We start from the raw sequence: 20,800 nt of genomic DNA, 5'->3' as shown, positions 1-20,800 counted from the left end.
ATGCAGGGCTCCTTGGAGCGTTGCGCCGTTGGCCTCCTCACCGAACTGGTGGGACGATGTAACGGTGAACGATGCCGAAAACACCCAAAACATGGACTCCGCAAATTCCCAGCCGCTGCAGGAGCGCGTTAACAACCGCTCACAGAGGCCAACATCGGATGCTTTCAAAGCATTCATGGCCAGCAATTGGGCTGCCGCCCCGCAGGTGACCCCTGCGCGCGACGCCGTTGCAGACCACGCTGCACGCCGCCGTCGTGCCATTTCCGAACTGTTCAAAGGCGAACGGCTTGTCATCCCGGCCGGTCCGCTGAAGGTCCGCTCCAACGACTGCGATTACCGTTTCCGGCCCCACTCCGGCTTTGCGCACCTCACGGGCCTGGGCCTGGACCACGAGCCCGACGCCGTCCTCATCCTTGAGCCGGTGGCTGAAGGCAAGGGCGACGACGGCGGTCACCACACCGCCACGCTCTACTTCCGTCCCTTGGCCGGCCGCGATACCGAACAGTTCTACGCCGACTCACGCTCCGGTGAGTTCTGGATCGGTGCCCGTCCGACGCTGGCGGAATTCGAAGCCCGCCTGGGCCTCTCCTGCGCCCATATCGCCGAACTCGAAATGGCGATTACCAAGAACGTAGGCGCCCCGGAAATCGGTGGTATCTCCATCCGCCTGGTCCGCAAGGTGGACGAGAACATTGACGCTTTGGTGGACACCGCCCGGTACAACACCGCCAAGGATCCCGAAACCCTGGACCTGGGCGAACTCGATGCCTTGGACGAGAAGCTCAGCGAAGCACTCTCGGAATTGCGCCTCCTCAAGGACGAGTGGGAAATCGAGCAGATGAAGATCGCCGTGGCCGCCACTGTGGAGGGCTTCGCCGACGTCGTTCGCGCCCTTCCGCGGGCGCTGACCCACGCACGCGGCGAGCGCGTCGTTGAGGGTGCATTCTTCGCCCGCGCCCGCGAGGAAGGCAACGAGCTCGGCTACGACACCATCGCTGCCTCGGGAAACAACGCCACTGTCCTTCACTGGACCCGGAACACGGGCAAGGTCAACGCGGGCGAACTCCTCCTCCTCGATGCCGGCGTGGAAGCTGATTCCCTCTACACGGCCGATGTCACCCGCACCCTGCCCGCCACAGGCACCTTCACCGATGTACAGCGCAAGGTCTACGAAGCCGTACTTGACGCAGCCGATGCCGGTTTCGCAGCCGCGCAACCGGGCGTGAAGTTCCGCGACATCCACACGGCCGCAACCACTGTCCTGGCCGAACGCCTCGCCGAGTGGGGCCTGCTCCCCGTGTCCGTGGAGGAAGCCATCAGCCCTGAGGGCCAGCAGCACCGTCGCTGGATGCCGCACGGCACCAGCCACCACCTGGGGCTGGATGTCCACGACTGCGCACAGGCCAAGCGCGAGCTTTACCTGGACGGGATCCTCACCGAGGGCATGGTCTTTACCATCGAACCGGGCTTGTACTTCAAGAATGAGGACCTGGCGATCCCTGCCGAGTACCGCGGAATCGGTGTTCGCATCGAGGACGACATCCTGATGACGGCCGATGGCCCGGTCAACCTCAGCGCCGCCCTGCCCCGCAAGGCAGACGACGTCGAATCATGGATGGCCGGTATCTACCAGGAGGCGCAGGGCTAGGCACTGGCCCGCGCAGTCCAAGGGAACTGCCAACACAAAGGGAAGGCCACCGGAGATCCGGTGGCCTTCCCTTTGCCTTTTGAATTTGTCCTTTGCCGGGGACTACTGCTGTTTCGGTGTGTCCTCGGAGCCGGCTTGCTGTCCGTCTTCATGCGGGGCATTGTGGCCTTCGGTCACACGGACACCGTACTGCGGCCTACCGTCCGGCAGGTCGGGGTAGCGGACAGCCGACGGCGGCTGGTGGCTCGACGGCGCCGCACCGGCTTGGGGTTCCCCGTTCCCCTGCGTGCCGGTTTCACCGGTGCCGCGCTGGCCGTAAGGGTCATTCCATGTGGATGGCCTTTCCGGCGCCTGGCCCGGCTGCTGGAGCGGAGCGCTGTGCTGGTTGTAGTTCGTTGCCTGCGGCGCTGCCGCCTGCGAGGGGTTCATCGGCAGCTGGTGCAGCAGGCGACGGGCCTCGTTGGCTGCTTCCATGGCGACGATCACGTCATAGTTGGTGGCCACCACCTGGCTTGTGGAGGTGAAGTCACGCTTCCCGCGCTGGGTGGCATAGGTGACGATGCCGAAGAGCATGAAGAAGGCCGCGCCCATCAGGACCGAGGTGATGATGGAGAACGGTCCGCCGCCCGGCGTAAAGAAGGACAGCATCACACCGACGAACAGGCCAAACCACATGCCGCTCAAGGCACCGGACAGGGCCACCCTGGGGTAGCTCAGGCGACCGGTCACCCGCTCCACCATTTTGAGGTCGTTGCCCACGATCGATACCAACTGAACCGGGAACTGCTGGTCTGCCAGGTAATCCACCGCCTTTTGGGCATCCAAATACGAGGTGTATGAGCCGACGGTGTCTCCTTGGGGGACGCTCCGGGACTCCTCGACGGCTTTGGGACCACCAAAAATGTTAGACATAGCCCCATTGTGTCCCATGGACATGTGAAGCGGCTGGAATTCAGCTAAAAGAGAGCAGACTCGGTAGCCTGTAAACATGAGCACACATCCCTCACGCGTCTTTGTCGCGCGCCTGCTCGGCTTGGACGTCTTCGACCCCCTGGGTGACCGTCTTGGCCGATTGCGCGATGTCGTGGTGCTCTCCAGGGGCACCCGTGGAGCCCCGCACGTGGTGGGCATCGTGGTGGAAGTTCCCGGCAAGAAGCGCGTCTTCGTGCCCATGACCCGCATTACGTCCATCGACCAAACACAGATCATCTGCACCGGGCTGGTCAACCTGCGCCGCTTTGAGCAGCGGGGAGCCGAGACCCTGGTGGTGGCCGAGATGTTTGACCGCCGCGTCACCCTTGCCGACGGCAGCGGAGACGCCACCATCGAGGACATTGCCATGGACCAGCACAGGTCCAAGGACTGGTTCGTCAGCAAACTGTTCGTCCGCCGCGGGCACTCCCTGTCGCCGTTGAGCCGGCTGCGCCGCAACGAGACCCTGATCATCGACTGGGCCGACGCCCAGACCGGCGCCCACAACGAGCCGCAGGCGGCCACCCAGTTCGTGGCCACCCACGAGGACCTCAAGCCTGCCGACTTTGCCGAAGCCCTGCAGGAAATGAGCGACAAGCGCCGGTTCGAAGTGGCCAGCGAGCTCCAGGACGAGCGCCTCGCGGACGTGCTGCAGGAACTGCCCGAGGACGACCAAGTGGAAATCCTCTCGGCCTTGGACGTGGAGCGCGCCGCCGACGTCCTTGAAGAGATGGATCCTGACGACGCCGCAGACCTCCTCGCTGAGCTCCCCTCCGCGCAGGCCGAGGAACTGCTGCAGCTCATGGAGCCTCAGGAAGCCGAGGACGTGCGACGGCTCCTGGAGTATGACGAAGACACGGCAGGCGGCCTCATGACCCCCGTCCCGGTCATCCTCCCGCCGGAAGCCACGGTCGCGGAGGCCCTGGCCCACGTACGGCGGGAGGAGCTCTCCCCTGCCCTGGCCTCATCGATCTTCATTGCCCGCCCACCGCTGGAGACGCCCACGGGCCGATTCCTCGGCGTGGTGCATATCCAGCAGCTCCTGCGTTTCCCGCCGCCGGAACCTCTGGGCAACCTTGTGGACAAGAACCTTGAGCCGCTCTCGGACCAAGCCCACATCAGCGAGGTAGCCAGGACCTTGGCCACCTACAACCTGAATTCACTTCCAGTTGTCGACGACGACGGCCGCCTTGTGGGGGCGGTGACTGTTGATGACGTGCTGGATCACCTGTTGCCGGATGACTGGCGCGCCCACGAGGACGACGCCCCTATAAGGAGACTTGGAGGCCGCATTGGCTGATAACAACGCCACCCGATCCCCCAAGGCCACTGGACGTACCGTCAGCAGCCTGGACACGCCCCTGAGCGGGCGCCAACGTATCCTGCCCAAGTTCTCCCCCAACCCGGACGCCTTCGGCAACGCCACTGAGGGTTTCGCCCGTTTCATGGGAACCCCGCAGTTCCTGGTCTACATGACCATCTTTTGTGTGTTCTGGCTGGCGTGGAACACCTTCGCGCCGACTGAGTGGCAATTTGACCGGATGGAGCTTGGCTTCACCCTCCTGACCCTGATGTTGTCGCTCCAGGCCTCCTATGCAGCCCCGCTGCTCCTGCTGGCCCAAAACCGGCAGGACGACCGCGACCGTGTCTCCCTCCAGCAGGACCGCCAGCGCGCTGAGCGCAACCTTTCCGACACCGAGTACCTGACCCGGGAATTGGCTTCGCTGCGTATTGCCCTGCGTGAAGTGGCCACCCGTGACTACGTCCGGGCCGAACTCCGGAGCCTCCTGGAAGACATCATCGACGCCCAGGAAGAACTCCGCGAGCACGATCCCGCCACCGATGGCAGCGAATCCTCCGGAGAAAAGGTCAAGGAGAAGCTGAAGGAAAAGCGGGACAAGTCGCGCGGACCCCGCACCCAGCAAATCCCCAAGGTCCGTCCGCCGCGGACCGCCGGCCCCCAGCATTCCACTGCCAAGCGAACACCCGAGAACCCCGAAAGCCGAGCCTGACCGTATGAGCACCGTATCTGCCGAGGCGCTCCGTGCTGCCCTGGCAACCGTCATTGATCCGGAGCTCCGCCGCCCCATCACCGAACTCGGGATGGTGGAATCGGTCTCTGCCGATGAGGCCGGCGCAGCCCACGTTGCTGTCCTGCTGACCATTGCCGGCTGCCCATTGCGCGAAACCATCACGGAGGACGCCACTGCAGCCCTGTCCAAGGTGCCAGGTGTGACCGGGGTGGACGTGGAACTCAAGGTCATGACGCCGGCCCAGCGCGAAGCCCTCAAAGAGCAGCTCCGTGGCCCCGGCGGGCAACGCGGAATTCCGTTCACCAAGCCGGGTTCGTTGACCAAGGTGTACGCGGTGGCCAGCGGCAAGGGGGGCGTGGGCAAGTCGTCCGTCACCGTGAACCTCGCCTGTTCCCTGGCGGCCCAGGGACTGCGCGTTGGCATAGTGGATGCGGACGTCCATGGTTTCTCCGTACCGGCCCTGATGGGAATCACGCAGAAGCCCACACAGGTTGACGACATGATCCTCCCGCCAGTGGCTTATGGCGTAAAAGTCATTTCCATCGGCATGTTCGTCGCAGGCAACACGCCCGTAGCCTGGCGCGGCCCCATGTTGCACCGCGCCCTGGAACAGTTCCTCAGCGACGTGTACTTCGGCGACCTCGACGCTCTTTTCCTGGACCTGCCTCCCGGCACCGGAGACATCGCCATCTCTGTCGCCCAGTTGCTTCCCAACGCCGAGATCCTGGTGGTCACCACACCGCAGGCAGCGGCCGCGGACGTCGCCGAACGCGCGGGGACGATCGCCACCCAGACCGGACAGACGGTGGCCGGGGTGATCGAGAACATGTCCTTCCTGGAAATGCCCGACGGCGGCCGCATGGAGCTGTTCGGAAGCGGCGGCGGTGCTACCCTGGCTGCGAGGTTGAGCGCTGCGGTGGACACCGATGTTCCGCTGTTGGGGCAAATTCCTTTGGACATCCGTTTGCGGGAAGGTGGGGACGCCGGGAAGCCCGTAGTCCTGGCAGCGCCCGAAACGGCTGCCGCGAAGGCCTTGGAGGGTATTGCATCGTCCTTGGCCACCCGGCCGCGTGGGCTATCCGGGATGCCTTTGGGAATCCAACCCCGCTAACAGCGACTTTCGGGCGAGCTGAACGCCGTCTTCCGGTCAGGTAGCTTCGGTGTCAAAAGGCGCGGCTTCACCATCTGCAAGCCGCTCGATGATCCTCGCCGGGGCCTTGGGCTTGGTGTCCGCGGTCGGGGCAGTTGCCGCGGCGACGGGCGCACCGGGACTCACTGGCTTGGTGTCGTCCTCCAGGAGTGCATCCTTGATGATGCGCCGGGGATCATACTGACGCGGATCGTACTTCTTCCAGTCGACCTCATCGATGTCGATGCCGACTTCTTCCTTGATCTGCTCGCGCGCGCCCGACGCCATCCGCCGGACTTCCTTGACCAGGTTGGCGAGCTTTTGAGTGTATTCGGGCAAACGGCTGGGACCGATGACGAGTACGCCGATAAGGAGGAGGATTATGAACTCCGGGCCGTTGATTCCAAACACGCTACGAAGATTACCTTGTCTGTGGTGCCGCTCATAAACCGGCGGGACGGAGGAGGGTCTGGAGTCCGCGCAGCAGTCGCCCATACCAGGACCCGGAGCTGTCTCCGTGCCCTTGATGCGACATGGACTCTCCTGCCCGGACTATTTCCGGCACCGCGTCATCAGCGCTTTCCGGGGGCAGGTCGGAGGTGTAGCTGATCACGGCAGCAGGCATGGCGTAGACGGCCTTCCACGGCGTTCCCTGGGTGACAGAGAGCTGCGCCGCGCCCCTCTGGTCGGCGGATTGCGCGTCGGCCGGAAGGTGTTCTTCGGTGATGGTGGCGTAATGGCCGTTGCTTTCGAGCCGGATTTCCACCGCCGGGTGTCCATTGAGCATCGAGGCCTGGGCGGAGACGACGTGGAAGCCCATCTCCAGGAGTTCAGGACAGGCCCACCCTTGGTCGCGGAGGGCATCCAGTTGCGACGCACTAAGACTCATGGTGCTTCCAGCCTTGAACGAGGGGTCCATGACGTCCACCGGTCCAGCGCTCCAAGCCCCCACCAGCGCTCCGGCATTGCCGGCGCCGGCCAATACCCGCGGCTGGTCATCCCCGGCCACTACGTAAGCTGCGACGCCCAGAGCTCCGGCGCTCACCACGAGGGTACCCGCTGCGACGGCAGCGAAGCGGAGACCCCTGGACAGCCCACCCTGCTGTGGGTGGTTCCACGGATCCTGTGCAGGTTCACTGGCAAGCCGCTCCGTGTGCTGGATCAGGCGCGCAGCCAGGTCCTGGCTCGCTTCGGGCACGGCCGCACCCCGGAGCCGCTCGAGGTACTGCCGTTCCCGGCCTGCCGCGGCACGGCAGTCCGCACATTCCTGAAGGTGTTCCGGTAGCCGCGAATGGCGCCGGGCAGCGAAAGCGCGCCGGGACAGGGCTCCCGGACGGAAGGGACGTCGAGGCATCGACAACCTAGTGGATGCTGGCGATGCGGGGCATCTTCAAGCGCGGCTTGCGGGCCTCTGCGGGTCGGGGATCGCGGTGGGCCAGCTTCTCGCGCAGCATGGTCCTTCCGCGGTGGATACGGGACCTGACGGTCCCCAGCTTCACCCCAAGCGCCTCGGCGACTTCGTCATAGGAGAGGCCTTCAAGATCGCAAAGAACGACGGCGGCACGGAAGTCGGGTGGGAGCTCTTCCAGTGCCCGCTGGACGTCCAGGTCCAGGTTGTTGTGCTCAAAGCTCTGCTCGGGTCCGGGCTCGCGGCCAGGAAGGCGGGACTCGGCGTCCTCGGCAAGCGCATCAAACCGTATGCGGCTCTTTCGGCGGGCCTGGTCGAGGAACAGGTTGGTGGTGATGCGGTGCAACCAGCCGTCCAATGTTCCCGGCTTAAAGTTCTCAAGCGAGCGGAACACGCGGACGAAGACCTCCTGGGTGAGGTCTTCGGCGTCGAACTTGTTGCCGGTCAGGCGGTAGGCGAGGCGATATACCTTGGCGGAGTGGTTCGCAACCACGTCCTCCCAGCTGGGCATGACCCATTCGGCTACGGCCTCGTGGCCTTCTGATGTTTGGACTGGCGCAGCATGCGATGCCGGCATCGTCCACTCCCCTCAAACTGTGGTTCACCGAAGAATCCGGTGCCGTCCACCTCATGGATGACCGGAGCAATATCATCCCAAGGTTGTCTGGGAATTTCCTGACCGGCCGCCGATTTCCCCGCAGGGCGGAAAACATCGGCGGACACAGCCGGATGCCGCTCTCCCAACAGCGGGTTTACGCCGGACCACGCAGTAGTCTGGTACAAACACCCCTACCCGCGGAAAGCGAATCCTTCATGAGTGCCGACAAGTCAACCAGCTGGTCCTATGCAGAAGATCTGCCGGCTGAGGACGACGTCTTGTTGCGTGCCCGTGAGCGGTCCTTCGAGTTGGGTGTCACCCCGATCAGTCCGGGTGTTGGTGCGGTGCTGACAGTCCTTGCTGCTGCGTCCAAGGCACAGACAGTAGTAGAGGTCGGATCCGGTGCCGGAGTATCCGGGGTCTGCCTGCTGCGGGGCCTCAGCCCGCAGGCGGTCCTGACAACCATCGACGTCGATGTTGAGCACCTGAAAGCCGCACGGGAAGCGTTCCTGGAATCCGGCAGCCCGGCAAACCGTACGAGGACCATTTCCGGCAGGGCGGCTGACGTATTGCCTCGCCTAACGGACTCTGCCTACGATCTCGTCTTCATCGATGCGGACAAGCCGAACTTCCCCAAATACGTTGAACAGGCGGTCCGTCTGCTTAAAACCGGCGGCACCTTGGTGATCAATGACGCCCTGGACAAGGACCGGGTGTCCAACCCTGCTGCACGGGACGCGACTACCGTGGTCCTGCGCCAGATCGGCAAAGCCATCCGCGACGACGAGCGACTGGCTTCGGCCATGCTGCCCACGGGTGACGGACTCCTGGTGGCAGTCAAGAAGTAGCGGGGAGCGGCGTCGAAGGACGCCGCCCTTAAACTCAAAGCAGGGCTCCAGCTTCCGCCGGGCCCTGCTTGGTAAATCTATTCGGTCACACCTACGAGGCATTCCTTGAGGTTCTCCGCTTCGGAAGCGTTGAGCTCGACCACAAGCCGTCCCCCACCTTCGAGCGGCACACGCATGATCAGGCTGCGCCCCTCCTTGGTAACTTCCATAGGGCCGTCGCCAGTACGTGGTTTCATAGCCGCCATTAGGAAAATCCCCTCCATTTGTCCCAAGTCCGCCCAACCCGGCCGGGCTGGATCCGCCTAGCAATCGCAGCCGGCGGCACCGCTTGGGAGGCCGCCTTGGCCGGGCACTTTAGGTGCTTTGTCCTTGCTAATAGTCCATTATCCCGTACTTACCCGCCCGTAACGAAATCAACAGTCTGTTAGTCAGGGCTTTGTACATATTGCCGTTCCCGAATAAAGCTCCACGTCAGGGCGGATAATCGCCACCTCCGGGCAAAGGGGCCCACGCCCAGAGCCAAACGACCCAGACCATCTGGAGGAGGATGAACATGATGACGACGGTTCCACGGTACGCCTTGGACTTCGACAACATCGCTGTTGCCAGGGCAAGGGGAAACAGTGGAAGGAGCATCCGGAACGTGCTGGTTTGCGGGTGCAGGAATACCAGCAGGTAACCCATGTAGCAGGCACACCATAGCCGGAGCTCCGTCCCCAGCGCCCGGACTGGCCGGGAGATCATGACCAGTACGAACAACGCCGTGAAGACAAAGGGGGCGAGCACGCCAAGGACTGGACCAAAAAGCATCCGGCCGGTGTCGAACCAGGGCTTGAAGGGCACCAGGTCATCCCCGCGCCAGGCAGTTTCAGTGCGGGTATACGCTGCAGGGTCGCCGGTGGCCGCCCAGGCAATCGCCGGCCATGCAAGGGCTGCGACACAGGCGGCTGCCACCAAGGCACCCAGCGACAACAGGTTCCGCGTGGACAAGGGCCGGGTATCGGAAACGAACCCTTGCCTGTTCCTGGCCGGCCCGAAACGCTGCCATAGATGCCAGAGGAAGAGGAGGCCCACCATGGCCGCGAACGGGACGCCCGAGGGCCGGGACAGGGACATCAGAAGGACCACCGGTATGGCCGCCAGGTAGTGCCGCCGTACAACCAACAGCAGGGACGCTGCCAGAAGCAGGAGGTTCAAGGACTCCGCGTAAGGAACTTGGAGGATCGGCGCGATGGGAAAGGTCGAGACGAAAATGACGCCCCACATGGCTGTGCGCCTGCCCGCGAACTGCCTGAAGAGCTGATGAATGACCAGGACGGCTGCAAGACCTGCCACCATCGCGATGGCAGTGAGCGCTGGAAGCGTGCCCAGCCCTGTGATGGCCGAAAGCCCACGGGCGAGCAAGGGAAACAACGGGTAGAAGGCCCACGCGTTTTCCTTCACCACGCCGTTCTGGTCTAGCGGCAGGACAGCCGGGTAGCCGTCGTCAACGGCCTGCTGGTACCAGCGTGCATCCCAGATGGTGATGAAGTTCCAGTAGTCCGGTGCCGGCGCAAACCAAGGGTTGGTCCCTTGGTGCACTGCGGCGGCCATGAAGATGCACGCACTGACCAGCCGCGCAACGATGAAGACCGCAGCAACCTGGAGCCACCACGGCCACCGTGCCATCCGCGCGCCGGCATCCGACACGGCACGCGAAAGGAGTGCCGTGGGTCCCACTCCCCCGGGCATCTGAGCCCCGGAACTCACTGTTTGGTCCGCGTATCATCATCGACGCCGGGCCGCTGCGGCGTGAGGCCACTGAGCCGCTCGATCTCGCGGTCCTTGGCCTTCAACTGGTCCCGGAGTTCATCGAGTACCTGGTCCACCTGGTCCATGCGGTAGCCCCGCAGGCCCAGGGCGAAGCGGACTGTATCGATGTCGGATGGCTTGGCCTCCGCCGGCAGTAACACCGGAGGGAGGTTTGGCGTCGGGTCATCCAGGCCGGCCCCCATGGAGCGGCCGCGGACGATTCCGGCGCCCACAAAGAGGGCAGCGCCAACCAGGACAATCGCGACGAACACCAGAAAAAAGCTCACAGTGTCCATGGTGCCAGAAACCCGTTGCTACTCCGGGCGCTGCTCTCCGGTGGGGCTGGGCAGCGGGGCACCATGGAGCACGCGATGGACGGCGTCTGCCGGGTCATCGACCAGCTGGATCAGGTCGAGGTCCTTTTCGGACACCATGCCCTCTGCCACCAGAGTTTCCCTGATCCATTCGATCATGGGTCCCCAGAAGCCCACGCCCAGCAGCACAATCGGGAACGAGGTCACCTTGCGTGTCTGGACGAGGACCATAGCCTCGAAGAGTTCATCCAGGGTGCCCAGTCCGCCCGGCAGGACCACAAAGCCCTGCGCGTACTTGACGAACATGGTTTTGCGGGCAAAAAAATACCTGAAGTTGATGCCCAGGTCCACCCACTGGTTGAGCCCCTGTTCGAAGGGAAGCTCGATGCCCAGGCCGACGGAAACCCCGTTGCCCTCCACAGCACCTTTGTTGGCTGCCTCCATGGAACCGGGGCCGCCGCCTGTGATGACCGCGACTCCGGCTTCGGCAAGCTTCCGGCCAACATCGACAGCCATCTCGTAGTACTCGGTGCCCGGTTTGGTCCGTGCCGAACCGAAGACACTGACAGCAGGCCCCAGGTCTGCCAGGGCACCGAAGCCCTCCACGAATTCGCTCTGGATCCGCAGGACCCGCCAAGGATCCGTATGAATGAACTGGCCGGCACCACTCGTGTCCAGCAAGTGCTGGTCGGACATCCCCGTATCGGCTTGTTTCCGTCGCAGCTCCAAGGAGCCCTTGTGCTTGGCAGGCGCTATCTCGGACGGCAAGGGCACATGGCTGGACTTGGCGCGTCCGTTGGCATCCGGATGGGGAACTGGGTGCTGGCTGATGCTCATTGCCCAAGGCTAGTCCCTATGGACCCCTGCTTCGTCCATGCGACCCGCCCGTTGCATTGCAGTCTGGCATATCGCTGAAGGACAGGTTTCTGTTCAATCACGATCTTGGCGAACTTGGCGTGACCGTAGTCATATTTGGGTCTTTGTTCGCTAGATTCTTCGTATGACTACTCAAGCGTCCGGCGATGCCCTCGTCTCACTGAACGGCGTCAATAAGCATTACGGTCAACTGCACGTCCTGAAAGACATCAACCTGCAGGTTCGGAAGGGCGAAGTCGTGGTGGTCATCGGACCGTCCGGCTCCGGCAAGTCCACCTTGTGCCGTGCGATCAACCGTTTGGAAACGATCGACGACGGTGCGATTGCCATCGACGGGAAGAAGCTCCCGGAAGAAGGCAAGGACCTCGCCCACCTGCGGGCCGACGTCGGAATGGTCTTCCAGTCCTTCAACCTGTTCGCCCACAAGACGATTCTTGAGAACGTCACGCTGGGGCCGATCAAGGTCAAGAAGGTGGCCAAGGGGACAGCTGACAAGGAAGCGATGGCACTGCTCGAGCGTGTCGGTGTGGGTCACCAGGCTCCGAAGCTGCCCGCCCAGCTGTCCGGCGGTCAGCAGCAGCGCGTAGCCATCGCCCGTGCACTGGCCATGAAGCCGAAGGTCATGCTCTTTGATGAGCCCACCTCCGCACTTGACCCCGAAATGATCAATGAAGTCCTGGACGTCATGATCCAGCTGGCCAAAGAAGGCATGACCATGATCGTGGTCACTCACGAGATGGGCTTTGCGCGCAAGGCCGCTGACCGTGTGGTGTTCATGGCGGACGGCCAGATCGTGGAAGACGCAACTCCGGAGGAGTTCTTCACCAACCCGAAGAGCGACCGCGCCAAGGACTTCCTGTCCAAGCTTTTGACCCACTAGCTCCCCACCGCCCGCATCCCGGCTGTAGAGAACGCACCCTGGCCGTACGACGGCCAACCAATGAAAGGAATGTCATGAAGGCTTTTATTACCCGGAGGAAGTCGCTCCTGGTGGCCGCTTCGGCCGTGCTCGCCCTCTCCCTGAGCGCCTGTGGAGGTGGCGGAAGCTCCACCACTCCCCCCGTTGCCTCGGCCAGCTTCGATGCCGGCACGACGATGGAAAAGCTGAACAAGGCGCAGAAGATCACCATCGGCACCAAGTTCGACCAGCCGCTCTTCGGCCAGAAGGGCCTTGATGGCAAGCCTGTCGGTTTCGACGTTGAAATGGGCAAGGCAATCGCCGCCAAGCTGGGCATCCCGGCCGACAAGATCGAATGGGTTGAGACCGTCTCCCAGAACCGCGAATCGTTCATCGAGCAGGGCCGCGTAGACCTCGTCATCGCCACCTACACCATCAACGATGCCCGCAAGGAAAAGGTCGCTTTCGCCGGCCCGTACTACGAAGCCGGCCAGGCTTTGCTGGTGAACAAGGACGACAACTCCATCACCAAGCCTGAAGACGTCAAGGGCAAGAAGGTCTGCTCCGTTACCGGTTCCACCCCTGCCAAGACCATCGCTGAGAAGTACGGCGCAGAGGTTGTCCCTGCCGCAACCTACACCGCTTGCCTTGAGCCGCTGCGTAACAAGCAGGTTGTGGCTGTCACCACCGACAACGTCATCCTCGCCGGCTACGTCGACAAGGAACCGGACGCCTTCAAGCTCGCTTCGGACCAGACCTTCACCAAGGAGCCCTACGGCATCGGCCTGAAGAAGGACGACACCGTCTTCCGCAACTGGATCAATGACCAGCTTGAGGGCTTCGAAAAGGACGGCACCTACAAGAAGGCCTGGGAAGCCACTGCAGGAAAGGTCATCAAGACCGCTCCTTCACTTCCTGCGATCAACCGCTACTAGTCGGGACCAGTCAGCTGCCGCCGCCCGATGGACGGCGGCAGCTGACGAATCCAGGACCCTGTTCCCTGATTAGCTGCAGCCAAAGGAACCCATGGACGCCGTCATAGCAAGCCTCCCCCAATACTGGGACGGATTTCTCCGAACCCTTTACCTTTCCGTCATTTCAGGAATCATTGCCCTCATCGTCGGGACGATCCTGGCGGCCATGAGGGTCTCCCCCGTGGCTGCCCTCCGCGGATTCAGCACGTTCTACGTTGAAGTCGCCCGAAACACTCCCCTAACCATCATCTTCTTCTTCGCCGCGATCGTTCTGCCGCGGTTGGGCGTCAAGTTCGAACAATTCGAAGTCGCCGCCATCATCGCCCTGAGCAGCTACACGGCCGCCTTCATCGCCGAAGCCGTCCGTTCCGGCGTCAACAGCGTGCCCGTAGGACAAGCCGAAGCCGCCCGAAGCATCGGGATGACCTTCATCCAGGTGCTCGGCTTCATCGTCCTCCCCCAGGCTGTCCGCACTGTGATCCCGCCCTTGATCAATATCCTGATCGCCCTGGTGAAGAACTCATCGGTAGCCGGCGCCTTCTTCGTCCTTGAGCTTTTCGGCTATGGCCGCAAGCTCTCCAACGACTACGGCGACCAGGTTCTTTGGATCCTGCTCGGGGTGGCGTTCTTCTACCTCCTGATCACAGTGCCGCTGGGCCTCCTGGCTCACTTTGTTGAACGTAAGGTGGCGATTGCCCGATGACCTCGGTTCTGTACGACGTCCCCGGGCCCAAGGCCCGCCTCTACTCGCTCATCGGCTCCGCCGTGGGCATCCTGATCATCTTGGGCGTACTCGCCATTGCGGTGACCACCCTGGCACAACAGGGAATCTTCGACGCCGACCGTTGGGAAATCTTCTACGGTCCCATGGCGCCGGATGTCTGGAGCTTGATCGGTCAGGGCATCCTGTCCACGCTGGCAGCGGCAGCGGTAGCAGCGGTCATCGCTTTCCCGCTCGGCATCGCACTGTGCCTGTTGCGGATTTCCCTGATCGCCTGGATCCGTATCCCCACCCAGGTGGTACTGGAATTCCTGCGTGGTATGCCCGTGGTCCTCATGATGTTGTTCATTCTGCTGGTCTTTGCCACCGGTCAGTTCCAGGCCGTCGTCGTGGGCCTGACGCTGTACAACGCCGCCATCTTTGCCGAAATCCTCCGTGCAGGCATCCAGTCGCTGCCCAAAGGACAACGCGAAGCGGGCCTGGCCATTGGCCTGCGGAGCTTCCAGTCCCGAATGTCCATCGAGTTCCCGCAGGCCGTGCGCCGCATGCTTCCGTCATTGGTGGCACAGCTGGTGGTCCTGTTGAAGGACACCTCGCTGGGCTACATCGTCGGGTACGAGGAATTGCTGCGGAAGATCCAGATCATGGCAGACTTCCTCGGGCCGAACTTCCTGTTCCCTGCGTTCTTTGTGGGCGCTGCGATCTACATCCTGATCAACCTGACGGTGTCACGGATTGCGATCCTGATTGAGCGCCGCGGCTCCAAGAAGACCGCGGGTGGAATGGCTCCGATGACAATTCGCACCGGCCTCGAAGGGACCGGCAACGACCCCGTCGCGCAGAACGTGGTTCACGGCGCTGCGAACCCGGAAGAGAAGTAGTCTCCGCACCACGCAAAGAAGGTCCGCAGCCACCTGGCTGCGGACCTTCTTTTGATTCGTCGGGCTAAGCCAGCCACGTCCGCAGTGCCCGCAGGCACTCACGGATCGCATCGGCGTCGACGTGTTCGTTGTCTTTGTGCGCCAGCAGGGGGTCGCCGGGGCCGAAGTTCACCGCCGGGATTCCCAGCTCACTGAAACGCGCGACGTCGGTCCATCCGTATTTGGGCTTTGGCTCGGCACCCACGGCGGCAACGAAGGACGCGGCGGCGGGGTGGTTGAGTCCCGGCCGCGCGCCCGCAGCGGCGTCGGTCCGGACGACGTCGAACCCTTCCAGCAGTTCGCGGACGTGGGCTTCGGCCTGGTCCGGGGTCTTGTCCGGGGCAAAGCGGTAGTTGATCTCCACCACGCACCGGTCCGGGATGACGTTGCCTGCCGTGCCACCCTTGATCTTCACGGCGTTGAGGCTTTCACGGTAGTCCAGGCCGTCCACGTTGATGGTGCGGGGTTGGTAGGCGGCCAGCCGTTCCAGAATGGGAGCGGCAGCGTGAATGGCGTTCACTCCCATCCATGCGCGGGCGGAGTGCGCGGTTTCACCCAGGGTGGTGGCTTCGAACCGGCTGGTTCCGTTGCAACCACCCTCCACCGTGCCGTGGGTTGGTTCCAGCAGGATCGCGAAATCGCCGTGGAGCTGCTCACCGTGGTTCCGGACCAGACGCCCCAGCCCGCTCTTGACCGCTTCCACTTCCTCATGGTCGTAGAAGACGAAAGTCACGTCCTTGTCCGGCTGCCTGCCGTCGTCGAACAGTGTGGCGGCCAAGGCGAGCTGCACCGCCACGCCGCCCTTCATGTCGGTGGTGCCGCGGCCATACAGCACACCCTCCCCCGGCGTGCCGGACTCCCAAGTGGCCGGAACGGTACCCAAGGAACCTTCAACGGTGGGCAGCGGGACCGTGTCCAGGTGCCCGGCCAGGATGACGCGCTCAGCCCGGCCAAGTTCGGTGCGCGCGATAATCGCATCGCCGTCCCTGATCACAGTGTAGGCGGGAATGGCGCGGAGGGCTGCCTCCACGGCGTCCGCGAGCTCAGTCTCGTTTCCGGACACGCTGTTGTAGTCGATGATCGCCGCTGTCAGCAAGGCGACGTCCTGGCGCAGGTCAAGGAGGGCAGGGTTCTGGGTCACTGCTCCAGCTTAACAACCCCCATTGCGACCTGCTGTCCGTGAGACGGGTTTTAACCGACCTCTGCCTGCTGGATACACTTGGCGCATGACTGAAACTGCTTCTTCCACCGTGCCCGCAAGCACAGCCACCGACACCCGCTCAGCCTACGGATTCGGCCTCGCCACCATTGCCACCTCGGCATCCGGGGAAGCAACCGTGCTGGACGTCTGGTACCCGGCACCTTCCTTGGGTGTCGCCGCTGACTCTCTCCGGGACGTGGAGAACGCTGATCCTGCCCTTACGGCACTCGCCGACCAGAGCAAGGACGCAGACCGCGGCACCGAGCAAAGGGTCGTCTTCGCCCAGATCGACCTCGACGCCGCCCCGGCAGACACTGCCGACGCCTACCTGCGTTTGCACCTTCTTTCCCACCGCTTGGTGAAGCCGAACAGCATCAACCTGGACGGCGTCTTCGGCAAGCTCCCCAACGTGGTGTGGACCAACTTCGGCCCGGCCGCGGTTGATGGCTTCGAGCTGACCCGGGCGCGGCTGCGCAAGCGCGGCAACGTTGTGGTTTACGGCGTGGACAAGTTCCCGCGCATGGTTGACTACGTCGTTCCCTCCGGCGTGCGCATCGCCGACGCCGACCGTGTCCGCCTCGGCGCCCACCTGGCCGAAGGCACCACCGTGATGCACGAGGGCTTCGTGAACTTCAACGCCGGCACCCTGGGCACCTCCATGGTCGAGGGCCGCATCTCCGCTGGCGTCGTCGCCGGCGACGGCACCGACGTTGGCGGCGGAGCCTCCATTATGGGCACCCTCTCCGGTGGCGGCAAGGAAAAGATCGCACTGGGTGAGCGCGTCCTGCTGGGCGCCAACTCCGGCGTAGGCATCAGCATCGGCGATGACTCCGTGGTTGAAGCCGGCCTGTACGTCACCGCCGGCACCCGGGTTCGCGTGCCGGGGCCCAAGGACGAGAACGGCGAGGACACCAGCACCATCATCAAGGCCGTGGAACTCTCCGGCGTTCCCAACCTGCTGTTCCGTCGCAACTCCACCACCGGCGGCGTGGAAGTCCTTCCCCGCAAGGGCCAGACGGTGGAGCTGAACGAGGCACTTCACGCCAACTAGCAGGAGGAAATCCGTGCGCCGGTTCCGCCGCGCCATCGTTGCGGTGCTGGCCTTGGCCCTCATAGCAGGGGCAATCTACGCGATCGTGGCTGTACTGCAGCGCTCCGAGACCCTGGTCACGGAGCGCTGCGTCGCCGTCGTAGGTTCTGACAGCCACGAGCTCGCCACGGACCAGGCGGCCAACGCTTCGCTTATTTCCGCGATCTCCGTCAGGCGCGGACTTCCCCCGCGTGCCGCGAGCATCGCCCTCGCCACGGCGATGCAGGAATCCAGGCTTCGCAACATCAACTACGGGGACGACGCCGGTCCCGACTCCCGCGGCCTGTTCCAGCAGCGGCCCTCGCAGGGTTGGGGCACGGAAGCCCAAGTGATGGACCCCGTGTATGCAACCAACGCGTTCTATGACGGGCTGGTCAAAGTGCCCGGCTACGAAACCATGGAGATCACCCAAGCCGCGCAAGCGGTCCAGCGTTCGGCATTCCCACGCGCCTACGCTCAGCATGAACCGATGGGCCGCGCCTTCGCGTCGGCGCTGACCGGGCACTCGGAGTCATCATTGAGCTGCGAATTGCGCATGCCCGAAGCGGCAGGCGACCCTGCCGCCGTCGTCGATGAACTTTCGACGGCGTTCGGCACCCAGCCGGCCACCGTTCAGGGCCGGACGGTGCAGCTGAATATCAGCGGAACCCAGGCCTGGGCCGTGGCTCATTGGGCTGTAGCGAATGCCAAGACGCTGTCCATCACGCAAGTCGATGTTGCCGGCCAGACCTGGAACCGGGAGAAACGCAACGGCTGGCAAGCGTCGGCGGCTCCAGCCGGACCGGTCACCATCACGGTGTCTGCCCCCACCACCTGAGTTTCTGTAGGTCAGACCAGGAGCTCCACCACCGGCTGGACGTAACTGCGGAACACGTCCGGCTCCGACAAAAGCCGGTGGCTCATGATCATGGTGTTGGGCTCCAGATACCAGGCCCGGGGTTCGCTGAGTGGCAGTTCGATGATGGTGAGCTCGAAGTCCCGGGAGCTCCTGCCGACCTCCAGGAGCCTGTCCTCCACCATCTCGTTCAGCACTTGGGTGACGCCATTTGCCTCGCGCGCTGCTTCCAGGTCTGCGTACTCGTCGATCCTGTCCGTTGCCCAACCAAGGGCAGAGCCGAAATGGGCCTGGAGGACACGCTGGAGGGCAGGCGAATTCCCGAACGCCTTGAAGCTTGGCGGTGCCAGCTCAGATGCGGGTTTGGGATAGGACTTCACCAGGCTTTCCCACCAGGCCTCCCACTCGGTCTTAAGGGCCTGGATGCCCCCAACATCCGAGGTCAGGTGGCTGTGGTCGGCGTGTCGGACCTTGGGCGCTGCATGGGACAGCAGCGGCGTGCCGGCACCGTCAAGACCGGCAATGTCACGCAAGTACAAGGCAATGAGCATCGGCCCCGAAGTATCCATGGTGATGCGCCATCCCGGGCCGCCTGACTCATGCATCCGACTTCCTCCCTTTGGCAGGTCCCCGACAAGTCCCAGTCTATTCCCGTTAACCCCCGGCGGTAGAGGTCCGGACCCACTGCTTCGCGGGGGCGGAACCGGCTACCGGGATACCGGTGACGCTTCCAAGGAACGCAGGTGGGCGGCGAGGACGTCGCTGCACATTTCAGCGGTCATCCACTCGGGCTGGAGCAATGAATGCATGCACAGACCGTCGAGGGTGGCCAGGAGCCTCTCAGCCTCGGTGACGAGGCCTTCTTGGGCGCTTTCTCCGGGATTCAGCGCCATGATCAAACGCCCGACGACGGCGGCTACGGTACGGTGGCTGCGCTCGGCTTCTGCGGCCAGCACCGGTTTGATGCGTGCAGCATGGCGGAAGGCCATCCAGACGCAGGCATCCACGGCCAGTTCTTCGTCGAGGGGAAGGAATTGGCCGAGCAGGTTCAGGACGGCCACGTGCTGTTCCTGGCTTCCGGGTGGCTCGGCTTCGACTGCACTGAGTGCGGCCTCGAGCCTGCCGGCTATACGGTCGATCACTGCGCCGAAAGAGAAGGCCAGCAGCTCGTCGCTGCTGGCGAAGTAGTGGCGCACCGAGCCCACTGCCAGCCCCGCCTCATCGGCTACTTCCCGCAGGGACGCCCGTTCCAGGCCATCACTGGCAATGATCCGAAAAACAGCGTGGACGACTTCCTGGCGCCGGGCTTCGGCATCAACAATTTTGGGCACTAATTGTTTTTAGCACGAACGTGCTTCCACACCCCTCAACACTGAGCGGCGTGGCTTGGATTTCCGATAGCGTAGGGACCATGAAAATTCTTGTCACGGGTGGCACCGGCTACATCGGTTCGCACACCGTTTTGTCCCTTCAGGAAGCCGGGCACGACGTCGTCGTGCTGGATAACCTGGTGAATTCCAGCGAGGAATCCCTCCGCCGGGTCTCGGAGCTGACCGGCAAGAGTGCCGCCTTCCACAAGGTTGACCTGGTGGACGAGCCGGCCGTGGAGGCCGTTTTCGACCAGCACCAGATCGACGCCGTGATCCACTTCGCCGGGCTGAAGGCCGTGGGCGAATCGGTCCAGGAGCCACTCGCCTACTACTACAACAACATTGTGGGCACCCTGAACCTGCTCCGGGCCATGGACAAGCACGACGTCCGCTCCATTGTGTTCAGCTCCTCCGCCACCGTTTACGGCGAGCACAACCCCATCCCTTACATCGAGAAGATGGAAATCGGCGCGAACAACCCTTACGGCCGCACCAAGGAACAGATCGAGGACATCCTCTCGGACCTGGGCAACGCGGACGACCGCTGGCATATCGCACTGCTGCGCTATTTCAACCCCGTGGGCGCCCACCCGTCGGGCCGGATCGGCGAGGACCCCCAGGGCATTCCCAACAACCTCGTGCCATTCATTGCCCAGGTAGCCGTGGGACGCCGCGAGAAGCTCATGGTGTTCGGTGGGGACTACGACACCCCTGACGGCACGGCACAGCGCGATTACATCCACGTGGTGGACCTCGCGGACGGCCATGTGGCAGCACTGAACTACATTGCCGAACGCGCAGGCGTTCGCCGCTGGAACCTCGGCTCCGGGCGGGGTTCTTCCGTCCTTGAGGTGCTTCGGTCCTTCGAGAAGGCCGTTGGCCAGCCGATCCCCTACGAAATCACGGGCCGCCGCGCAGGCGACCTCCCTGCCTTCTGGGCCGATGCTTCGTCCGCCCTGGCCGACCTCGGCTGGTCCACCACCAAGACGGTGGACCAGATGTGCGAGGACCACTGGCGCTGGCAGAAGAACAACCCCTACGGGTACAACGCTTCCTGAAACAACGACGGCGGGCCGCGCACCCAGGCGGGGGTGGCCGTCGTCGAACCTTCCCGTGTTCCTGAACTTGCCGAGGTGCTGAGGGACCGGGCCGCCCGCCAAAGCGGCAAGCTTTT

General features: G+C 63.5%; 23 protein-coding genes. 12 read left to right on the top strand and 11 right to left on the bottom strand.

What is annotated here, in order from left to right; translation table 11 throughout:
* Positions 1 to 64 precede the first annotated feature (64 nt).
* Entirely contained in the window at positions 65 to 1,648 is a 1,584-nt protein-coding gene (locus tag ACNQOP_RS10380) for an aminopeptidase P family protein (RefSeq protein ID WP_257369269.1), read from the top strand.
* 102 nt (positions 1,649 to 1,750) lie between these two features.
* Here the strand turns inward: ACNQOP_RS10380 and ACNQOP_RS10375 are convergent, their stop codons facing one another.
* Positions 1,751 to 2,560: a general stress protein gene (locus tag ACNQOP_RS10375; RefSeq protein ID WP_416404405.1), complete on the bottom strand. Its 810-nt coding sequence runs from the start codon at positions 2,558 to 2,560 to the stop codon at positions 1,751 to 1,753.
* A 76-nt stretch (positions 2,561 to 2,636) separates the two neighbouring features.
* Between ACNQOP_RS10375 and ACNQOP_RS10370 the strand changes: the two genes are divergently transcribed.
* Genes ACNQOP_RS10370 through ACNQOP_RS10360 form a run of 3 tightly spaced genes read left to right on the top strand, consistent with a single transcriptional unit; the run spans position 2,637 to position 5,764 of the window.
* Positions 2,637 to 3,920 (top strand): magnesium transporter MgtE N-terminal domain-containing protein, encoded by a 1,284-nt coding sequence (locus ACNQOP_RS10370; RefSeq protein WP_144648468.1) that lies wholly within the window; start codon positions 2,637 to 2,639, stop codon positions 3,918 to 3,920.
* Positions 3,901 to 4,632, top strand: coding sequence for a DUF1003 domain-containing protein (locus ACNQOP_RS10365; RefSeq protein WP_284986563.1), 732 nt, complete (start codon positions 3,901 to 3,903; stop codon positions 4,630 to 4,632). Before ACNQOP_RS10370 ends, ACNQOP_RS10365 begins: the two co-directional genes overlap by 20 nt.
* Before the next feature lie 4 nt (positions 4,633 to 4,636).
* Complete coding sequence (locus ACNQOP_RS10360; RefSeq protein WP_416404404.1) at positions 4,637 to 5,764, top strand: Mrp/NBP35 family ATP-binding protein; 1,128 nt, start codon at positions 4,637 to 4,639, stop codon at positions 5,762 to 5,764.
* A gap of 36 nt (positions 5,765 to 5,800) precedes the next feature.
* Here ACNQOP_RS10360 and ACNQOP_RS10355 read toward each other — a convergent pair whose 3' ends face one another.
* Genes ACNQOP_RS10355 through sigE form a run of 3 tightly spaced genes read right to left on the bottom strand, consistent with a single transcriptional unit; the run spans position 5,801 to position 7,767 of the window.
* Positions 5,801 to 6,193 carry a Sec-independent protein translocase TatB gene (locus ACNQOP_RS10355; protein ID WP_416404403.1) on the bottom strand — a complete coding sequence of 131 codons (393 nt, stop codon included), beginning with the start codon at positions 6,191 to 6,193 and terminating at the stop codon, positions 5,801 to 5,803.
* A gap of 31 nt (positions 6,194 to 6,224) precedes the next feature.
* Positions 6,225 to 7,136: a hypothetical protein gene (locus ACNQOP_RS10350; RefSeq protein ID WP_284986561.1), complete on the bottom strand. Its 912-nt coding sequence runs from the start codon at positions 7,134 to 7,136 to the stop codon at positions 6,225 to 6,227.
* Positions 7,137 to 7,143: 7 nt separating this feature from the next.
* Positions 7,144 to 7,767 (bottom strand): RNA polymerase sigma factor SigE, encoded by a 624-nt coding sequence (sigE, locus tag ACNQOP_RS10345; protein ID WP_235520688.1) that lies wholly within the window; start codon positions 7,765 to 7,767, stop codon positions 7,144 to 7,146.
* Between the two features lie 236 nt (positions 7,768 to 8,003).
* Between sigE and ACNQOP_RS10340 the strand changes: the two genes are divergently transcribed.
* Positions 8,004 to 8,636 carry an O-methyltransferase gene (locus ACNQOP_RS10340; RefSeq protein ID WP_257369273.1) on the top strand — a complete coding sequence of 211 codons (633 nt, stop codon included), beginning with the start codon at positions 8,004 to 8,006 and terminating at the stop codon, positions 8,634 to 8,636.
* A gap of 77 nt (positions 8,637 to 8,713) precedes the next feature.
* On the opposite strand, the gene ACNQOP_RS10335 is transcribed toward ACNQOP_RS10340, so the two are convergent.
* The 4 genes from ACNQOP_RS10335 to ACNQOP_RS10320 all read right to left on the bottom strand — a co-directional run bounded on the left by ACNQOP_RS10335 (position 8,714) and on the right by ACNQOP_RS10320 (position 11,578).
* Positions 8,714 to 8,881, bottom strand: coding sequence for a DUF3117 domain-containing protein (locus tag ACNQOP_RS10335; protein ID WP_211714277.1), 168 nt, complete (start codon positions 8,879 to 8,881; stop codon positions 8,714 to 8,716).
* A 226-nt stretch (positions 8,882 to 9,107) separates the two neighbouring features.
* Positions 9,108 to 10,304 carry a hypothetical protein gene (locus ACNQOP_RS10330; RefSeq protein ID WP_416404564.1) on the bottom strand — a complete coding sequence of 399 codons (1,197 nt, stop codon included), beginning with the start codon at positions 10,302 to 10,304 and terminating at the stop codon, positions 9,108 to 9,110.
* Positions 10,305 to 10,381: 77 nt separating this feature from the next.
* Positions 10,382 to 10,723, bottom strand: a complete 342-nt coding sequence (locus tag ACNQOP_RS10325) for a DivIVA domain-containing protein (protein ID WP_257369274.1) — start codon at positions 10,721 to 10,723, stop codon at positions 10,382 to 10,384.
* An 18-nt stretch (positions 10,724 to 10,741) separates the two neighbouring features.
* A complete protein-coding gene (locus ACNQOP_RS10320; RefSeq protein ID WP_257369275.1) occupies positions 10,742 to 11,578 on the bottom strand; it encodes a TIGR00730 family Rossman fold protein in 837 nt (278 codons plus the stop codon).
* A 163-nt stretch (positions 11,579 to 11,741) separates the two neighbouring features.
* Between ACNQOP_RS10320 and ACNQOP_RS10315 the strand changes: the two genes are divergently transcribed.
* The 4 genes from ACNQOP_RS10315 (at position 11,742) to ACNQOP_RS10300 (ending at position 15,091) form a co-directional block, all read left to right on the top strand.
* Positions 11,742 to 12,497, top strand: coding sequence for an amino acid ABC transporter ATP-binding protein (locus ACNQOP_RS10315; protein ID WP_235516869.1), 756 nt, complete (start codon positions 11,742 to 11,744; stop codon positions 12,495 to 12,497).
* Between the two features lie 74 nt (positions 12,498 to 12,571).
* Positions 12,572 to 13,450: a glutamate ABC transporter substrate-binding protein gene (locus ACNQOP_RS10310; RefSeq protein ID WP_257369276.1), complete on the top strand. Its 879-nt coding sequence runs from the start codon at positions 12,572 to 12,574 to the stop codon at positions 13,448 to 13,450.
* 91 nt (positions 13,451 to 13,541) lie between these two features.
* The gene (locus ACNQOP_RS10305; protein ID WP_257369277.1) at positions 13,542 to 14,192 is read left to right on the top strand and encodes an amino acid ABC transporter permease; all 651 of its coding nucleotides are present in this window, start codon (positions 13,542 to 13,544) and stop codon (positions 14,190 to 14,192) included.
* Positions 14,189 to 15,091 carry an amino acid ABC transporter permease gene (locus ACNQOP_RS10300; protein WP_416404402.1) on the top strand — a complete coding sequence of 301 codons (903 nt, stop codon included), beginning with the start codon at positions 14,189 to 14,191 and terminating at the stop codon, positions 15,089 to 15,091. The genes ACNQOP_RS10305 and ACNQOP_RS10300 overlap by 4 nt, the downstream gene beginning before the upstream one ends.
* A 64-nt stretch (positions 15,092 to 15,155) precedes the next feature.
* Here ACNQOP_RS10300 and dapE read toward each other — a convergent pair whose 3' ends face one another.
* On the bottom strand, positions 15,156 to 16,271 hold the full coding sequence (gene dapE, locus ACNQOP_RS10295) for a succinyl-diaminopimelate desuccinylase (protein WP_257369279.1): 1,116 nt from the start codon (positions 16,269 to 16,271) through the stop codon (positions 15,156 to 15,158).
* Positions 16,272 to 16,356: 85 nt separating this feature from the next.
* On the opposite strand from dapE, the gene dapD reads away from it, so the two are divergent.
* A complete protein-coding gene (gene dapD, locus ACNQOP_RS10290; protein WP_416404401.1) occupies positions 16,357 to 17,382 on the top strand; it encodes a 2,3,4,5-tetrahydropyridine-2,6-dicarboxylate N-succinyltransferase in 1,026 nt (341 codons plus the stop codon).
* 13 nt (positions 17,383 to 17,395) lie between these two features.
* Complete coding sequence (locus tag ACNQOP_RS10285; protein ID WP_416404400.1) at positions 17,396 to 18,238, top strand: hypothetical protein; 843 nt, start codon at positions 17,396 to 17,398, stop codon at positions 18,236 to 18,238.
* A gap of 11 nt (positions 18,239 to 18,249) precedes the next feature.
* On the opposite strand, the gene ACNQOP_RS10280 is transcribed toward ACNQOP_RS10285, so the two are convergent.
* Positions 18,250 to 18,861, bottom strand: a complete 612-nt coding sequence (locus ACNQOP_RS10280; protein ID WP_284986557.1) for a hypothetical protein — start codon at positions 18,859 to 18,861, stop codon at positions 18,250 to 18,252.
* Positions 18,862 to 18,963: 102 nt separating this feature from the next.
* Positions 18,964 to 19,587, bottom strand: coding sequence for a TetR/AcrR family transcriptional regulator (locus tag ACNQOP_RS10275; RefSeq protein WP_257369282.1), 624 nt, complete (start codon positions 19,585 to 19,587; stop codon positions 18,964 to 18,966).
* An 80-nt stretch (positions 19,588 to 19,667) separates the two neighbouring features.
* Between ACNQOP_RS10275 and galE the strand changes: the two genes are divergently transcribed.
* Positions 19,668 to 20,684: a UDP-glucose 4-epimerase GalE gene (gene galE / locus ACNQOP_RS10270; protein WP_235516892.1), complete on the top strand. Its 1,017-nt coding sequence runs from the start codon at positions 19,668 to 19,670 to the stop codon at positions 20,682 to 20,684.
* The last annotated feature ends 116 nt before the right edge of the window (positions 20,685 to 20,800 follow it).

Origin of the sequence: Arthrobacter sp. LFS091 (assembly GCF_047977885.1) — a bacterium.
GTDB lineage: Bacteria > Actinomycetota > Actinomycetes > Actinomycetales > Micrococcaceae > Arthrobacter.
Note: the sequence above shows the minus strand (reverse complement) of the source record. Positions and strands in the feature narration are given on the sequence as shown.

Excerpts from the sequence above, each read along its gene's own strand:
- ACNQOP_RS10335 (WP_211714277.1), bottom strand. The coding sequence starts at position 8,881 with ATGGCGGCTATGAAACCACGTACTGGCGACGGCCCTATGGAAGTTACC.
- ACNQOP_RS10370 (WP_144648468.1), top strand. The coding sequence starts at position 2,637 with ATGAGCACACATCCCTCACGCGTCTTTGTCGCGCGCCTGCTCGGCTTG.
- galE (WP_235516892.1), top strand. The coding sequence starts at position 19,668 with ATGAAAATTCTTGTCACGGGTGGCACCGGCTACATCGGTTCGCACACC.
- sigE (WP_235520688.1), bottom strand. The coding sequence starts at position 7,767 with ATGCCGGCATCGCATGCTGCGCCAGTCCAAACATCAGAAGGCCACGAG.
- ACNQOP_RS10310 (WP_257369276.1), top strand. The coding sequence starts at position 12,572 with ATGAAGGCTTTTATTACCCGGAGGAAGTCGCTCCTGGTGGCCGCTTCG.
- ACNQOP_RS10280 (WP_284986557.1), bottom strand. The coding sequence starts at position 18,861 with ATGCATGAGTCAGGCGGCCCGGGATGGCGCATCACCATGGATACTTCG.
- ACNQOP_RS10340 (WP_257369273.1), top strand. The coding sequence starts at position 8,004 with ATGAGTGCCGACAAGTCAACCAGCTGGTCCTATGCAGAAGATCTGCCG.
- ACNQOP_RS10375 (WP_416404405.1), bottom strand. The coding sequence starts at position 2,560 with ATGTCTAACATTTTTGGTGGTCCCAAAGCCGTCGAGGAGTCCCGGAGC.
- ACNQOP_RS10315 (WP_235516869.1), top strand. The coding sequence starts at position 11,742 with ATGACTACTCAAGCGTCCGGCGATGCCCTCGTCTCACTGAACGGCGTC.
- ACNQOP_RS10320 (WP_257369275.1), bottom strand. The coding sequence starts at position 11,578 with ATGAGCATCAGCCAGCACCCAGTTCCCCATCCGGATGCCAACGGACGC.
- ACNQOP_RS10300 (WP_416404402.1), top strand. The coding sequence starts at position 14,189 with ATGACCTCGGTTCTGTACGACGTCCCCGGGCCCAAGGCCCGCCTCTAC.
- ACNQOP_RS10350 (WP_284986561.1), bottom strand. The coding sequence starts at position 7,136 with ATGCCTCGACGTCCCTTCCGTCCGGGAGCCCTGTCCCGGCGCGCTTTC.
- dapD (WP_416404401.1), top strand. The coding sequence starts at position 16,357 with ATGACTGAAACTGCTTCTTCCACCGTGCCCGCAAGCACAGCCACCGAC.
- ACNQOP_RS10360 (WP_416404404.1), top strand. The coding sequence starts at position 4,637 with ATGAGCACCGTATCTGCCGAGGCGCTCCGTGCTGCCCTGGCAACCGTC.
- ACNQOP_RS10325 (WP_257369274.1), bottom strand. The coding sequence starts at position 10,723 with ATGGACACTGTGAGCTTTTTTCTGGTGTTCGTCGCGATTGTCCTGGTT.
- ACNQOP_RS10305 (WP_257369277.1), top strand. The coding sequence starts at position 13,542 with ATGGACGCCGTCATAGCAAGCCTCCCCCAATACTGGGACGGATTTCTC.
- ACNQOP_RS10330 (WP_416404564.1), bottom strand. The coding sequence starts at position 10,304 with ATGGCACGGTGGCCGTGGTGGCTCCAGGTTGCTGCGGTCTTCATCGTT.